7 protein-coding genes, 15 tRNA genes and 3 rRNA genes are annotated in these 13,403 nt (G+C 49.9%); 23 read left to right on the top strand and 2 right to left on the bottom strand.

Features of this window, described 5'->3' with window-relative positions; translation table 11 throughout:
- Nucleotides 1-82: 82 nt before the first annotated feature.
- On the top strand, nt 83-1,816 hold the full coding sequence (locus tag VJ374_RS03490; RefSeq protein ID WP_329471016.1) for an ABC transporter ATP-binding protein: 1,734 nt from the start codon (nt 83-85) through the stop codon (nt 1,814-1,816).
- Nucleotides 1,817-1,865: 49 nt separating this feature from the next.
- On the opposite strand, the gene VJ374_RS03495 is transcribed toward VJ374_RS03490, so the two are convergent.
- Nucleotides 1,866-3,164 (bottom strand): glutamate-1-semialdehyde 2,1-aminomutase, encoded by a 1,299-nt coding sequence (locus VJ374_RS03495; protein WP_329470186.1) that lies wholly within the window; start codon nt 3,162-3,164, stop codon nt 1,866-1,868.
- A gap of 175 nt (nt 3,165-3,339) precedes the next feature.
- On the opposite strand from VJ374_RS03495, the gene perR reads away from it, so the two are divergent.
- Complete coding sequence (gene perR, locus VJ374_RS03500) at nt 3,340-3,762, top strand: peroxide-responsive transcriptional repressor PerR (RefSeq protein ID WP_369792039.1); 423 nt, start codon at nt 3,340-3,342, stop codon at nt 3,760-3,762.
- 15 nt (nt 3,763-3,777) lie between these two features.
- On the opposite strand, the gene VJ374_RS03505 is transcribed toward perR, so the two are convergent.
- Nucleotides 3,778-4,140 carry a DUF2614 family zinc ribbon-containing protein gene (locus VJ374_RS03505; protein WP_029340912.1) on the bottom strand — a complete coding sequence of 121 codons (363 nt, stop codon included), beginning with the start codon at nt 4,138-4,140 and terminating at the stop codon, nt 3,778-3,780.
- Nucleotides 4,141-4,254: 114 nt separating this feature from the next.
- Between VJ374_RS03505 and VJ374_RS03510 the strand changes: the two genes are divergently transcribed.
- The 21 genes from VJ374_RS03510 to VJ374_RS03610 all read left to right on the top strand — a co-directional run bounded on the left by VJ374_RS03510 (nt 4,255) and on the right by VJ374_RS03610 (nt 13,401).
- Complete coding sequence (locus tag VJ374_RS03510; RefSeq protein WP_035412741.1) at nt 4,255-5,124, top strand: nucleotidyltransferase-like protein; 870 nt, start codon at nt 4,255-4,257, stop codon at nt 5,122-5,124.
- A gap of 347 nt (nt 5,125-5,471) precedes the next feature.
- Nucleotides 5,472-7,033 (top strand): 16S ribosomal RNA (locus VJ374_RS03515).
- Nucleotides 7,034-7,201: 168 nt separating this feature from the next.
- Nucleotides 7,202-10,118: ribosomal RNA gene (locus tag VJ374_RS03520) — 23S ribosomal RNA — on the top strand.
- Between the two features lie 102 nt (nt 10,119-10,220).
- Nucleotides 10,221-10,336 (top strand): 5S ribosomal RNA (gene rrf, locus VJ374_RS03525).
- The 16S, 23S and 5S rRNA genes sit together here with 15 tRNA genes alongside, the layout of an rRNA operon.
- Before the next feature lie 6 nt (nt 10,337-10,342).
- Nucleotides 10,343-10,417 (top strand) — tRNA-Asn (locus tag VJ374_RS03530).
- Nucleotides 10,418-10,443: 26 nt separating this feature from the next.
- Nucleotides 10,444-10,534, top strand: a tRNA-Ser gene (locus VJ374_RS03535).
- A 21-nt stretch (nt 10,535-10,555) separates the two neighbouring features.
- Nucleotides 10,556-10,630: transfer RNA gene (locus VJ374_RS03540), tRNA-Glu, on the top strand.
- Nucleotides 10,631-10,640: 10 nt separating this feature from the next.
- Nucleotides 10,641-10,714: transfer RNA gene (locus tag VJ374_RS03545), tRNA-Met, on the top strand.
- Nucleotides 10,715-10,722: 8 nt separating this feature from the next.
- A tRNA-Asp gene (locus VJ374_RS03550) sits at nt 10,723-10,798 on the top strand.
- A 7-nt stretch (nt 10,799-10,805) separates the two neighbouring features.
- A tRNA-Phe gene (locus VJ374_RS03555) sits at nt 10,806-10,881 on the top strand.
- Nucleotides 10,882-10,912: 31 nt separating this feature from the next.
- Nucleotides 10,913-10,996: transfer RNA gene (locus VJ374_RS03560), tRNA-Tyr, on the top strand.
- Nucleotides 10,997-11,000: 4 nt separating this feature from the next.
- Nucleotides 11,001-11,071 (top strand) — tRNA-Trp (locus tag VJ374_RS03565).
- Nucleotides 11,072-11,080: 9 nt separating this feature from the next.
- A tRNA-His gene (locus VJ374_RS03570) sits at nt 11,081-11,153 on the top strand.
- Between the two features lie 10 nt (nt 11,154-11,163).
- Nucleotides 11,164-11,235, top strand: a tRNA-Gln gene (locus VJ374_RS03575).
- A gap of 8 nt (nt 11,236-11,243) precedes the next feature.
- Nucleotides 11,244-11,318, top strand: a tRNA-Gly gene (locus tag VJ374_RS03580).
- Nucleotides 11,319-11,324: 6 nt separating this feature from the next.
- Nucleotides 11,325-11,398 (top strand) — tRNA-Cys (locus VJ374_RS03585).
- 36 nt (nt 11,399-11,434) lie between these two features.
- A tRNA-Leu gene (locus tag VJ374_RS03590) sits at nt 11,435-11,515 on the top strand.
- Nucleotides 11,516-11,519: 4 nt separating this feature from the next.
- Nucleotides 11,520-11,590, top strand: a tRNA-Gly gene (locus tag VJ374_RS03595).
- A gap of 38 nt (nt 11,591-11,628) precedes the next feature.
- Nucleotides 11,629-11,699: transfer RNA gene (locus tag VJ374_RS03600), tRNA-Gly, on the top strand.
- 87 nt (nt 11,700-11,786) lie between these two features.
- A complete protein-coding gene (gene queG / locus VJ374_RS03605) occupies nt 11,787-12,947 on the top strand; it encodes a tRNA epoxyqueuosine(34) reductase QueG (protein ID WP_329470190.1) in 1,161 nt (386 codons plus the stop codon).
- The gene (locus tag VJ374_RS03610) at nt 12,922-13,401 is read left to right on the top strand and encodes a methylated-DNA--[protein]-cysteine S-methyltransferase (RefSeq protein ID WP_035409455.1); all 480 of its coding nucleotides are present in this window, start codon (nt 12,922-12,924) and stop codon (nt 13,399-13,401) included. Before queG ends, VJ374_RS03610 begins: the two co-directional genes overlap by 26 nt.
- The last annotated feature ends 2 nt before the right edge of the window (nt 13,402-13,403 follow it).

Consider the following 13,403-nt stretch of genomic DNA (forward strand, 5'->3'; position numbering starts at 1 on the left):
CATCGTCTTTTTTTAGTTGAAGGAAGTGAAACATGTGGCAACACAAGCAAAACGTAAGAAACAAGGCTCGATTCGTCGGTATATGGCGTTCGTCAAGCCGTATCAAAAACAGATCCTCTTGACGGTCTTCGTCGGGATCATCAAGTTCTCGATCCCACTCGGACTTCCATTGTTGTATAAGTACATCATCGACCATATCCTAACTGGGAACACGATGCCGATGGCGGAAAAAAGTAAGCAATTGGCATATTTGATCGGAGCAGGTGTCTTCATCTTCTTGATCGTCAAGCCGCCGCTTGAATACGTTCGCCAATATCTCGCACAATGGTCAGCGTCGAAGATTCTATTTGACGTACGGAACCGATTGTTTGACCATGTTCAGAAATTGTCGCTTCGTTTTTATTCGAATACGAAAACCGGAGAAGTCATTTCGCGGATCATCAATGATGTCGAGCAGACGAAAGACTTCGTCGTCACAGGATTAATGAATCTATGGCTTGATATGATCACGATTTTTATTGCCATTGCCATCATGTGGACGATTGATCCGAAGTTGACGCTTATCGCCATCATTCCTTTACCCTTCTACGCCCTCGCCGTTAAGTTCTTTTACGGTCGCTTACGTGGATTGACACGGGAACGCTCGGCAGCACTTGCGGAGCTACAAGGTCATTTGACGGAGCGGGTCAACGGCATGGCGGTCATCCGTAGTTTTGCACTGGAACCACACGAGAACAAAGCGTTCAAACATCAAAATGATGGGTTCTTAAAAGCAGCGCTTCGTCAAACGAACTGGAATGCGCGGACATACGTCGTCGTCTCGACGATTACGGACTTCGCACCAATCCTGATCTTCGGAACGGCGGCGTTCTTCGTCTTGAACGGACATGTGACACTCGGGACGATGGTCGCGTTCATTGGTTATATCGACCGTCTGTATGCACCGCTCGGTCGTCTCGTCAACTCCTCAACGACGTTGACACAGTCGATTGCCTCGATGGACCGGATGTTCGAGTTTTTAGATGAGCCGTACGACATTACGGAAAAACCGAATGCGCGTGAACCGAAAGATGTCCGCGGAAACGTTCAATTTGAAAACATCAGTTTCGCTTATGAAGAAGGCGGCGAGCTGGCGATCGATCGCTTGACGCTTGACGTTCAGGCAGGCGAACGGATTGCTTTCGTCGGGATGTCAGGTGGCGGGAAATCAACGCTCGTCAGTTTGATTCCGCGTTTTTATGATGTGTCTGCCGGTCGGATCACGCTTGACGGTGTTGATATTCGTGACTTGAAGTTGCGAGGTCTTCGCGATCAGATCGGGATGGTCATGCAGGAATCGATTCTATTTAGTGAGTCGGTCCAAATGAACATCAAGATGGGGAATCCGGACGCGACGGACGAGGAAGTCATCGCAGCAGCAAAAGCAGCGAATGCCCACGAATTCATCGAACGATTACCAAACGGTTATCATACGCCGGTCGGAGAACGAGGCGTCAAGTTATCGGGTGGTCAAAAACAACGTCTTGCGATTGCGCGGGTCTTCTTGAAGAATCCGCCGATTCTGATCTTGGATGAGGCGACGAGTGCGCTCGATTTAGAGAGCGAAGCGATGATTCAAGATTCGTTAGCGCGTCTTGCGAAAGGGCGGACAACGTTTACTGTCGCGCACCGTTTATCAACGATTACCGATGCCGATAAGATTGTCGTCATTGAAAATGGTCAGATTACGGAAATTGGCACACACGAAGTTCTCATGCAAAAACGAGGCGCTTATTTTGAACTGTATGCCATTCAAAATCTGGAACTCGTCGAATAACAAAAAACAGCGCCCCTTTGCGAGGGCGCTGCTTTTTTAGTGAAGAGACTTAAAGTCGAGCAAAGGCACGATCGACTGCTGCGATCGTCTCATTGATGTCGGCTTCCGTATGTTCTGTCGTCAGGAACCACGCTTCGTATTTTGAAGGAGCAAGGTTGACGCCTTCTTCTAGCATCAATTTGAAGAAGCGACCAAACATTTCACTGTCCGCACGTTCTGCACCGTCATAGTCGATGACTGTTTCATCCGTGAAGTAGACAGTCATGGCACCTTTTAGACGGTTGATCGTAATCGTGACGTCATGACGTTTTGCTGCTTCAAGTACACCTTGTTCGAGTAGGGCACCAAGGTGATCGAGTTGTTCATAAACGCCAGGTTGCTCAAGTAGTTCAAGACAAGCGATACCGGCAGCCATCGATGCCGGGTTCCCTGCCATCGTACCTGCTTGATAGGCTGGACCGAGTGGCGCGACATGTTCCATGATTTCCTTGCGACCGCCATAAGCACCAATCGGTAAACCACCACCGATGATTTTCCCGAGCGCCGTCATATCAGGGCGGATATTGAGTAGTTCTTGTGCACTGCCGTATGTGAAGCGGAATGCAGTGATGACTTCATCGTAAATAACAAGTGCACCGTGAGCATGCGTAATTTCGTTGACCGCAGCAAGGAATCCAGGTTGCGGTTCGACGATACCGAAGTTTCCGACGATCGGTTCAACGAGTACACAAGCGACTTGATCGCCCCATTGTTCCATGATTTGACGGTACGATTCAATATCATTGAACGGTGTCGTAATAACTTCTTTTGCCGTCGCTTTCGTGACACCTGCTGAATCGGGAGAACCAAGTGTCGCTGGACCACTTCCTGCTGCGATCAGCATCAAATCCGAGTGACCGTGGTAACAGCCACTGAACTTCACGACAAGCTCACGACCTGTATATGCTCGTGCGACGCGAATCGTCGTCATGACGGCTTCCGTTCCGGAGTTCGTAAAACGTACTTTTTCAAGCGAAGGAATCGCTTTTTGTAGTTTATGTGCAAAGTCGATTTCTAGACGGTGGGGCGTGCCATAAAGAAGACCGTTCTGGGCAGCGTGTGTGATCGCTTCCGTAATGTGGGGGTGACCGTGTCCTGTGATGATCGGACCGTAGGCCGCTAAGTAATCAATGTAGCGATTGCCATCGACATCATAAAAGTAAGCACCTTTTCCGCTTTCCATATAGACAGGTGCACCGCCGCCGACGGCTTTGAATGAACGGGATGGGCTGTTGACGCCACCAACGATACACTCTTGTGCGATTTCATATAACGCCTCTGAAGTAGGGCGAGTAGTGTGAGTAGACATGAGGATTCCTCCAATCGATGATTCGTGAAAAATATCACGATATGATTGTATCATGGACGTCAAATCCGGTGCAGAGCCGTTGACGGAATGACTTTTTGTAGGTAGACTAATTATAAAGATTATAATCTGATAATCAATGAAAGATAGAAATGAGGGGATGGACGTGGCTAACGAAATGCTGGATGACGCCGTGAAGTCGCTTCGGGAATCAGGCGTTCGAATGACACCACAACGTCACGCGATTTTAGAATATCTGACGACGGGACACACACATCCGACAGCGGATGAGATTTATCGTGCACTCGAACATCGATTTCCAAATATGAGTGTGGCGACTGTATACAATAACTTACGCGTTTTTCGAGAAAAGGGAATCGTTGAGGAAATGAACTACGGAGACGCTTCAAGTCGCTTCGATTTCGTTACGACACGCCATTACCACATGATCTGTGAGAACTGCGGAAAGATCGTTGATTTCAATTATCCTGTGCTCGATGATGTCGAAACGGTAGCGGCTCATTTAACAGGTTTCAAAGTCGATCGTCATCGACTAGAGGTGTATGGAACTTGCCCGGACTGTCAATCGAATGTCCAATAAAAAAACGAGCTGCCCTTAGCGGGGAGCTCGTTTATTGTGTTTATTGTACTTTTCGTCAAATTCTTTTCCTTCGAGAGAAGGATCCATCGTCAGTGGTTCGTCACAATGCATACATAAGTCGACGCGACCAAGGACTTTTGTTTCTTTTCCACAGTTCGGACAAGTAACGACAGCTGCCTTCGTTGATGTTAGACCAATCAAGAAGTAGAGTGCCGTACTGGCGAGGACCATAACGAAACCGAGAAGCATGAGTAAGACCATGATGATCTCGAATTGTTTGAGTAATAGACCGCCGTACATGACGAGCATACCGCCGAATACGAGAAACATTGCTAAGTTTCGCGCGCGGTTTATTTTATTTTTACGTTGTTTTTTCAAGTGAATTCCCCCTGTTGTCAGTCTAGCATAAGAAGTGGGATTGCCTGAAGAAGGAAAGCTTGTTTTTTTGTCGAAAATGGTAACGACGAGTTCGTATAGAAGGGTGAGAAGTAAATGGAACAAGCAACACGAACGATTTATTCGGAATACGCAGCTTATCGTGAAACTCAAGGAATCATTGCGGTCGAAAAACGACAACCACGGGATTCTCTGACAGATCAATTTGATACACTTCTTGTTGTCATCACAAGAGATCCGGAAGTCGAATGGACGATTAAACATTACCGATTGAATACGTTGAAAGTATCTTTACATCTTGTACACGAGGATGTGTTATCGCGTTGGATTTTATTGAACGCCAATCGACGAGCAATTCATTGGATTGCTGAAGGGACGATCGTATTCGAACGAAACGATTACTTAGTTGACTTAAAAAGACAACTACTCGATTTTCCTGATGAGGAACGACATTTACAGATGACGATTTCCTTTGCTAAATTGTTGCGTCGTTTCCAAGATGGAAGAAACTTGTTTAGTCGCGGACATCATTATGATGCCTATACACATGTCCATCATGCGTTGCATCACCTGGCACGGTTATCCGTCCTCGAAAAAGGAAAACATCCTGAAACGGTCGTTTGGGAACAGGCGCGACTCGATGACCCGGATGTCTATAAACTATACGAGCAATTATTGATGAGTGAAGAGACACTAGATCAACGTATTCATCTTGCTTTGATTGGGCTTGAGCACCTTTTGCAATCCAAGGTTTTATCGGGAGGACGCTATTTATTCGAAATTATGCGTGAACGGACGGATCCTTGGACGATGTATGAATTGATGGAAGAAGAACGATTGCAAGAAGTTAAAGTAGATTTGAGCAGCTTAATCGATTTCTTCATGCGAAAAGGTTTGATTCGTATCTCATATCAAACGACTAAAGGGGCGGGAGTCGAACTCGTGACGTATGAGCCGGTCGTATGACGATCGGCTTTACTTTTTCCTAGAATTGTTTTTGCTATATATAGAAGAAAAAAGATTTCAAAAGTTTTTTTAGAAAAACTATTGACGGTATTATACCGAGATAGTATATTAATACATGTCGACAGGGCAACACGCGCTGGACGGTGACAGGAAAGAAAAAAGATTTCAAAAAAAGGATTGACGCTTAAGTTATTCCGTGATATCTTATTAAAGTCGCTGAAAACGACACGACGAACTTTGAAAACTGAACGATGAGGCAAAAATCGTATTCTACGGAATACAAAAACGAATGAAGCGCAAGCTTCGTCAATCGTGACTCCGGTCACAACAACGAGCAAGTCAAACACTTCATGGAGAGTTTGATCCTGGCTCAGGACGAACGCTGGCGGCGTGCCTAATACATGCAAGTCGAGCGCAGGAAGCTGACGGAACTCTTCGGAGGGAAGGCAGTGGAATGAGCGGCGGACGGGTGAGTAACACGTAAGGAACCTGCCTCAAGGATTGGGATAACTCCGAGAAATCGGAGCTAATACCGGATAGTTCAACGGACCGCATGGTCCGCTGATGAAAGGCGCTTCGGCGTCACCTTGAGATGGCCTTGCGGTGCATTAGCTAGTTGGTGGGGTAACGGCCCACCAAGGCGACGATGCATAGCCGACCTGAGAGGGTGATCGGCCACACTGGGACTGAGACACGGCCCAGACTCCTACGGGAGGCAGCAGTAGGGAATCTTCCACAATGGACGAAAGTCTGATGGAGCAACGCCGCGTGAGTGATGAAGGTTTTCGGATCGTAAAACTCTGTTGTAAGGGAAGAACACGTACGAGAGGGAATGCTCGTACCTTGACGGTACCTTACGAGAAAGCCACGGCTAACTACGTGCCAGCAGCCGCGGTAATACGTAGGTGGCAAGCGTTGTCCGGAATTATTGGGCGTAAAGCGCGCGCAGGCGGCCTTTTAAGTCTGATGTGAAAGCCCCCGGCTCAACCGGGGAGGGCCATTGGAAACTGGAAGGCTTGAGTACAGAAGAGAAGAGTGGAATTCCACGTGTAGCGGTGAAATGCGTAGAGATGTGGAGGAACACCAGTGGCGAAGGCGACTCTTTGGTCTGTAACTGACGCTGAGGCGCGAAAGCGTGGGGAGCAAACAGGATTAGATACCCTGGTAGTCCACGCCGTAAACGATGAGTGCTAGGTGTTGGGGGGTTTCCGCCCCTCAGTGCTGAAGCTAACGCATTAAGCACTCCGCCTGGGGAGTACGGCCGCAAGGCTGAAACTCAAAGGAATTGACGGGGACCCGCACAAGCGGTGGAGCATGTGGTTTAATTCGAAGCAACGCGAAGAACCTTACCAACTCTTGACATCCCATTGACCGCTTGAGAGATCAAGTTTTCCCTTCGGGGACAATGGTGACAGGTGGTGCATGGTTGTCGTCAGCTCGTGTCGTGAGATGTTGGGTTAAGTCCCGCAACGAGCGCAACCCCTATCCTTAGTTGCCAGCATTCAGTTGGGCACTCTAGGGAGACTGCCGGTGACAAACCGGAGGAAGGTGGGGATGACGTCAAATCATCATGCCCCTTATGAGTTGGGCTACACACGTGCTACAATGGACGGTACAAAGGGCAGCGAGACCGCGAGGTGGAGCCAATCCCATAAAGCCGTTCCCAGTTCGGATTGCAGGCTGCAACTCGCCTGCATGAAGTCGGAATCGCTAGTAATCGCAGGTCAGCATACTGCGGTGAATACGTTCCCGGGTCTTGTACACACCGCCCGTCACACCACGAGAGTTTGCAACACCCGAAGCCGGTGAGGTAACCGCAAGGAGCCAGCCGTCGAAGGTGGGGTAGATGATTGGGGTGAAGTCGTAACAAGGTAGCCGTATCGGAAGGTGCGGCTGGATCACCTCCTTTCTAAGGAAAACGTCCCTTACGGGACATGCCCATCGTTCAGTTTTGAGAGCTCGTCTCTCACGTCTCGATAGAGACACTCGCACCTTGAAAACTGAAGACATCAACAAGACATCAAACTTTTAATTAACCATGTCATTTAAGACGTGTGTTCTTAGAATACCAACGCTAGATCAAGGTATGAAGGGCGTACGGTGGATGCCTTGGCACTAGGAGCCGATGAAGGACGCGACGAACAGCGATATGCTTCGGGGAGCAGTAAGTATGCTTTGATCCGAAGATTTCCGAATGGGGGAACCCACCATCTGTAATGGGATGGGACATGTTACATGAATACATAGTGTAACGTGAGGCAGACCCGGGGAACTGAAACATCTAAGTACCCGGAGGAAGAGAAAGCAAATGCGATTCCCTGAGTAGCGGCGAGCGAAACGGGAACAGCCCAAACCGAAGAGCATGCTCTTCGGGGTTGTAGGACACTCTACACGGAGTCAAAAAGGAAGACAGTAGGTGAAGGACCTGGAAAGGTCGGCCGAAGAAGGTGACAGCCCTGTAGCTGAAACTGTTTTCCCTCCAGAGTGGATCCTGAGTACGGCGGGACACGTGAAACCCCGTCGGAATCCGGGAGGACCATCTCCCAAGGCTAAATACTCCCTAGTGACCGATAGTGAACCAGTACCGTGAGGGAAAGGTGAAAAGCACCCCGGAAGGGGAGTGAAATAGATCCTGAAACCGTATGCCTACAAGTAGTCAGAGCCCGTTAACGGGTGATGGCGTGCCTTTTGTAGAATGAACCGGCGAGTTACGATAACGCGCGAGGTTAAGCCGATGAGGCGGAGCCGTAGCGAAAGCGAGTCTGAACAGGGCGTTCAGTGCGTTGTCGTAGACCCGAAACCAGGTGATCTACCCATGTCCAGGATGAAGGTCAGGTAACACTGACTGGAGGTCCGAACCCACGCACGTTGAAAAGTGCGGGGATGAGGTGTGGGTAGCGGTGAAATGCCAATCGAACCTGGAGATAGCTGGTTCTCCCCGAAATAGCTTTAGGGCTAGCCTCGAGGTTGAGAGTTCTGGAGGTAGAGCACTGATTGGACTAGGGGCCCCCACAGGGTTACCGAATTCAGTTAAACTCCGAATGCCAGCAACTTATACTCGGGAGTCAGACTGCGAGTGATAAGATCCGTAGTAGTCAAGAGGGAAACAGCCCAGACCGCCAGCTAAGGTCCCCAAGTGTATGTTAAGTGGAAAAGGATGTGGCGCTGCCTAGACAGCTAGGATGTTGGCTTAGAAGCAGCCACCATTCAAAGAGTGCGTAATAGCTCACTAGTCGAGTGGCGCCGCGCCGAAAATGTAACGGGGCTAAACATACCACCGAAGCTGCGGATTCCGTAAGGAATGGTAGGGGAGCGTTCCAAACCGCTGTGAAGCTGTACCGGAAGGAGCAGTGGAGCGTTTGGAAGTGAGAATGCCGGTGTGAGTAGCGAAAAGAGGGGTGAGAATCCCCTCCGTCGAAAGCCCAAGGTTTCCTGAGGAAGGCTCGTCCGCTCAGGGTTAGTCTGGACCTAAGCCGAGGCCGAAAGGCGTAGGCGATGGATAACAGGTTGATATTCCTGTACCGCCGATCCACCGTTTGAACAATGGGGGGACGCAGGAGGATAGTGACGCATGCGGATGGAAGTGCATGTGCAAGTTTCAAGACCGTCTGATTGGCAAATCCGTCAGGCACCACAGTCAAGGAACGATGCGGAGTCCCGTAGGGACGTAGGTCACGATTTCACACTGCCAAGAAAAGCCTCTAGTGAGGGGGAAGGCGCCAGTACCGTAAACCGACACAGGTAGGCGAGATGAGAATTCTAAGACGCGCGGGATAACTCTCGTTAAGGAACTCGGCAAAATGGTCCCGTAACTTCGGGAGAAGGGACGCTCTACACATGTAGAGCCGCAGTGAATAGGCCCAAACGACTGTTTAGCAAAAACACAGGTCTCTGCTAAATCGCAAGATGACGTATAGGGGCTGACGCCTGCCCGGTGCTGGAAGGTTAAGGGGATGGGTTAGCGCAAGCGAAGCTTTGAACCGAAGCCCCAGTAAACGGCGGCCGTAACTATAACGGTCCTAAGGTAGCGAAATTCCTTGTCGGGTAAGTTCCGACCCGCACGAAAGGCGTAACGATTTGGGCACTGTCTCAACGAGAGACCCGGTGAAATCATAGTACCTGTGAAGATGCAGGTTACCCGCGACAGGACGGAAAGACCCCATGGAGCTTTACTACAGCCTGATATTGAGGCTTTGTGCATGATGTACAGGATAGGCGGGAGACGTCGAGCCCGGAGCGCCAGCTTCGGAGGAGTCACCCTTGGGATACCGCCCTTCATGCATAGAGTCTCTAACTCGCAGCCGTGATCCGGCTGGAGGACCGTGTCAGGCGGGTAGTTTGACTGGGGCGGTCGCCTCCTAAACAGTAACGGAGGCGCCCAAAGGTTCCCTCAGAATGGTTGGAAATCATTCGTAGAGCGCAAAGGCAGAAGGGAGCTTGACTGCGAGACCTACAAGTCGAGCAGGGACGAAAGTCGGGCTTAGTGATCCGGTGGTTCCGCATGGAAGGGCCATCGCTCAACGGATAAAAGCTACCCTGGGGATAACAGGCTGATCTCCCCCAAGAGTCCACATCGACGGGGAGGTTTGGCACCTCGATGTCGGCTCATCGCATCCTGGGGCTGGAGTAGGTCCCAAGGGTTGGGCTGTTCGCCCATTAAAGCGGTACGCGAGCTGGGTTCAGAACGTCGTGAGACAGTTCGGTCCCTATCCGTCGTGGGCGCAGGAAATTTGAGGAGAGCTGTCCTTAGTACGAGAGGACCGGGATGGACGCACCGCTGGTGTACCAGTTGTTCCGCCAGGAGCATCGCTGGGTAGCTACGTGCGGACGGGATAAATGCTGAAAGCATCTAAGCATGAAGCCCCCTCCAAGATGAGATTTCCCTTTGAGTAATCAAGAAAGACCCCTCAGAGACGATGAGGTAGATAGGTCACGGGTGGAAGCATGGCGACATGTGGAGCTGAGTGATACTAATCGGTCGAGGCCTTGTTCTAGCAGATGCATTGTTGATGACTTCAGTTTTGAGGGCGCGAGCCTTTCAAAAAAATGAAAAAAAGTCTTGACGTTATGTGAACATAATGTTAAGATAATAAATGTCTGGTGGCGATAGCCAAGTGGTCACACCCGTTCCCATGCCGAACACGGAAGTTAAGCACTTGAACGCCGAAAGTAGTTGGGGGCTTCTCCCTGTGAGGATAGGACGCTGCCAGGCGATCGTTCCGCAATAGCTCAGCGGTAGAGCAACCGGCTGTTAACCGGTAGGTCGTAGGTTCAAATCCTACTTGCGGAGCCATTTATTACTTCTTCACCACGTACAATGGAGAGCTGTCCGAGTGGCCGAAGGAGCACGATTGGAAATCGTGTAGGCGTCAAAAGCGTCTCAAGGGTTCGAATCCCTTGCTCTCCGCCATCATCACTTTCAATTCAGAATGGCCCGTTGGTCAAGCGGTTAAGACACCGCCCTTTCACGGCGGTAACACGGGTTCGAATCCCGTACGGGTCACCATTTATAGCGTCGCGGGGTGGAGCAGTCTGGTAGCTCGTTGGGCTCATAACCCAAAGGTCGTCGGTTCAAATCCGGCCCCCGCAATTACATACGGTCCTGTGGTGTAGCGGTTAACATGCCTGCCTGTCACGCAGGAGATCGCGGGTTCGAATCCCGTCAGGACCGCCATTGTTAAGGCTTTGTAGCTCAGTTGGTAGAGCAAAGGACTGAAAATCCTTGTGTCGGCGGTTCGATTCCGTCCAAAGCCACCATCTTTATTAACAACATGATTTTCCCATTTGTGGGGGGGTAGCGAAGTGGCTAAACGCGGCGGACTGTAAATCCGCTCCCTCGGGTTCGGCGGTTCGAATCCGCCCCCCCCCACCACCATAGGGGCATAGTTTAGCGGTAGAACTACGGTCTCCAAAACCGTCAGCGCGGGTTCGATTCCTGCTGCCCCTGTTTACCATGGCGATTGTGGCGAAGTGGTTAACGCACCGGATTGTGATTCCGGCATTCGTGGGTTCAATTCCCATCAGTCGCCCTCTTATTATTGGGCTGTAGCCAAGTGGTAAGGCACTGGATTTTGATTCCAGCACGCGAAGGTTCGATCCCTTCCAGCCCAGCTTTTCAAGCGGAAGTAGTTCAGTGGTAGAATACGACCTTGCCAAGGTCGGGGTCGCGGGTTCGAATCCCGTCTTCCGCTCCAATGAGTGGCGCCATAGCCAAGTGGTAAGGCAGAGGACTGCAACTCCTTTATCGTCAGTTCGATTCTGACTGGCGCCTCCAACTATTTCTCAATTAAATAGTTTTGCAAGAGATTGTGCCGGTGTGGCGGAACTGGTAGACGCGCACGACTCAAAATCGTGTTCCTTTGGAGTGTCGGTTCGATTCCGACCACCGGTATCTTGCGGGTGTAGTTTAATGGTAAAACCTCAGCCTTCCAAGCTGATGACGAGGGTTCGATTCCCTTCACCCGCTTTATACTTTTTACACAATCTGATGTTTCACCTGATCATGCGGGTGTAGTTTAATGGTAAAACCTCAGCCTTCCAAGCTGATGACGAGGGTTCGATTCCCTTCACCCGCTTACCTAAAAAGAGCAATGTGTCGTTTTCGCTGACACCTTGCTCTTTTTGTTTAGGAAGGAATCTTAAGAGGAAAGGAGCGTGTCGTAATGGATGGTGTACAATTGAAATTGGCTTTACAAGAGTACGCAGTTGAGATTGGAATCGATGAGCTGAAGGTGACGACGGCTGACCCTTTTCTTGTCTTAAAACGTCGACTTCAAGCACAACAGGAGAAAGGATTTGCTTCTGGTTTTGAAGAGCCCGATCTCGATCTACGAACGACTCCTTCGTTACTCGTAGAAGATGCGGCTTCGATCATTGCCATTGCGGTCGCGTATCCAAGTACTCTCAAAAATGCACCTCGTGGCAAGGAAGGGGAGCGGCGGGGTATTTTTTGTCGATCGTCCTGGGGACTGGATTACCATCAGGCGTTGCGACAACGTTTGACGTTGCTTGAAGAAAAAATTCAAGAGTTGAATCCAGGTGCAAGGACGCGCTCGATGGTCGATACAGGAGAACTCGTCGATCGTGCAGTAGCAGAACGAGCAGGTATTGGATTCAGTGGTAAAAATTGCTCGATCATCAGTGAAGAGCACGGATCGTATCTTTATCTCGGTGAATTGATTACTGACCTCGTCTTGCCGCCGGATCAGCCAGTCGAAGAATTATGTGGAACATGCAATAAATGTATCGATGCTTGTCCGACGGATGCGCTAGTTGAACCTGGTGTCATCGACGCTAAACGATGTATCTCGTTTTTAACACAGACGAAAACGTTACTGCCAGAACCGTTTCGGATGGCGCTTGGGAACCGTCTGTATGGGTGTGATACATGTCAGCAAGTATGTCCATATAACCGGAAGAAGAATGCGACACATCATGTTGAACTACAACCGGATCCGGAGCAGGTCAAACCGCTCCTTGTTCCACTCTTATCAATGAGTAACCGTGAGTTCAAGAGTCGTTTCGGAACATTATCCGGAGCATGGCGTGGTAAGAAGCCGATTCAACGTAATGCGATTTGTGCGCTTGTTCATTATCGAGACAAGAGTGCTATTGACGCGCTACGGTTAATGACGGAAACAGATGCCCGCGAAGACATGCGGGCGCTTGCACTCTGGGCAGTCGGTCGGATTGGCGGAATTGATGAGAAGTCGTACATCGAATCCCGTCTTTTAGCGGATACTGCAGTGGATGTTCAGACAGAAGGACAACGGTTAATTGAAGAGTGGGGGGAAGCAGATGCCATTTCAACAGCTCACTTATAAGTTCGGTACATTGCTCGTCGCATGGGAAAAAGAGCAAATCGTGTACCTCGACTTTGGGTTGAATAAAGATCGTGCTCGGACCTATTTAGCAGAAGAGACAGACGAAGGTACATTACCGAAAGCTTGGCGTATGGCGTTTGATCGTTATGCACAAGGAGAGGTACAAGCGCTTGATGCGCTTCCTTGTCAGTTGCGTGTCACACCATTTGCAGAGAAAGTGTTACAAGCTTTGCGAACCGTTCCGTTCGGTCAGACGATCAGTTATGGTGAACTGGCTCGAATGATTGGAAAACCACAGGCAGCACGAGCTGTTGGCGGTGCCTTGAATCGGAATCCGATCGCATTGATTTATCCATGCCACCGTGTCATCGGGGCGACCGGTAAATTGACGGGGTTCGCAAGCGGAATTGCCCATAAAGAAGCGCTTTTAGCGCATGAGATAGGAGAGAATTGAAC

Source organism: Exiguobacterium sp. 9-2 (genome assembly GCF_036287235.1).
Taxonomy (GTDB): domain Bacteria; phylum Bacillota; class Bacilli; order Exiguobacteriales; family Exiguobacteriaceae; genus Exiguobacterium_A.

What these genes read in the sequence shown, in the direction of transcription:
- VJ374_RS03495 (WP_329470186.1), bottom strand. Translation starts at nt 3,164, where the DNA reads ATGTCTACTCACACTACTCGCCCTACTTCAGAGGCGTTATATGAAATC.
- perR (WP_369792039.1), top strand. Translation starts at nt 3,340, where the DNA reads ATGCTGGATGACGCCGTGAAGTCGCTTCGGGAATCAGGCGTTCGAATG.
- queG (WP_329470190.1), top strand. Translation starts at nt 11,787, where the DNA reads ATGGATGGTGTACAATTGAAATTGGCTTTACAAGAGTACGCAGTTGAG.
- VJ374_RS03610 (WP_035409455.1), top strand. Translation starts at nt 12,922, where the DNA reads ATGCCATTTCAACAGCTCACTTATAAGTTCGGTACATTGCTCGTCGCA.
- VJ374_RS03510 (WP_035412741.1), top strand. Translation starts at nt 4,255, where the DNA reads ATGGAACAAGCAACACGAACGATTTATTCGGAATACGCAGCTTATCGT.
- VJ374_RS03490 (WP_329471016.1), top strand. Translation starts at nt 83, where the DNA reads ATGGCGTTCGTCAAGCCGTATCAAAAACAGATCCTCTTGACGGTCTTC.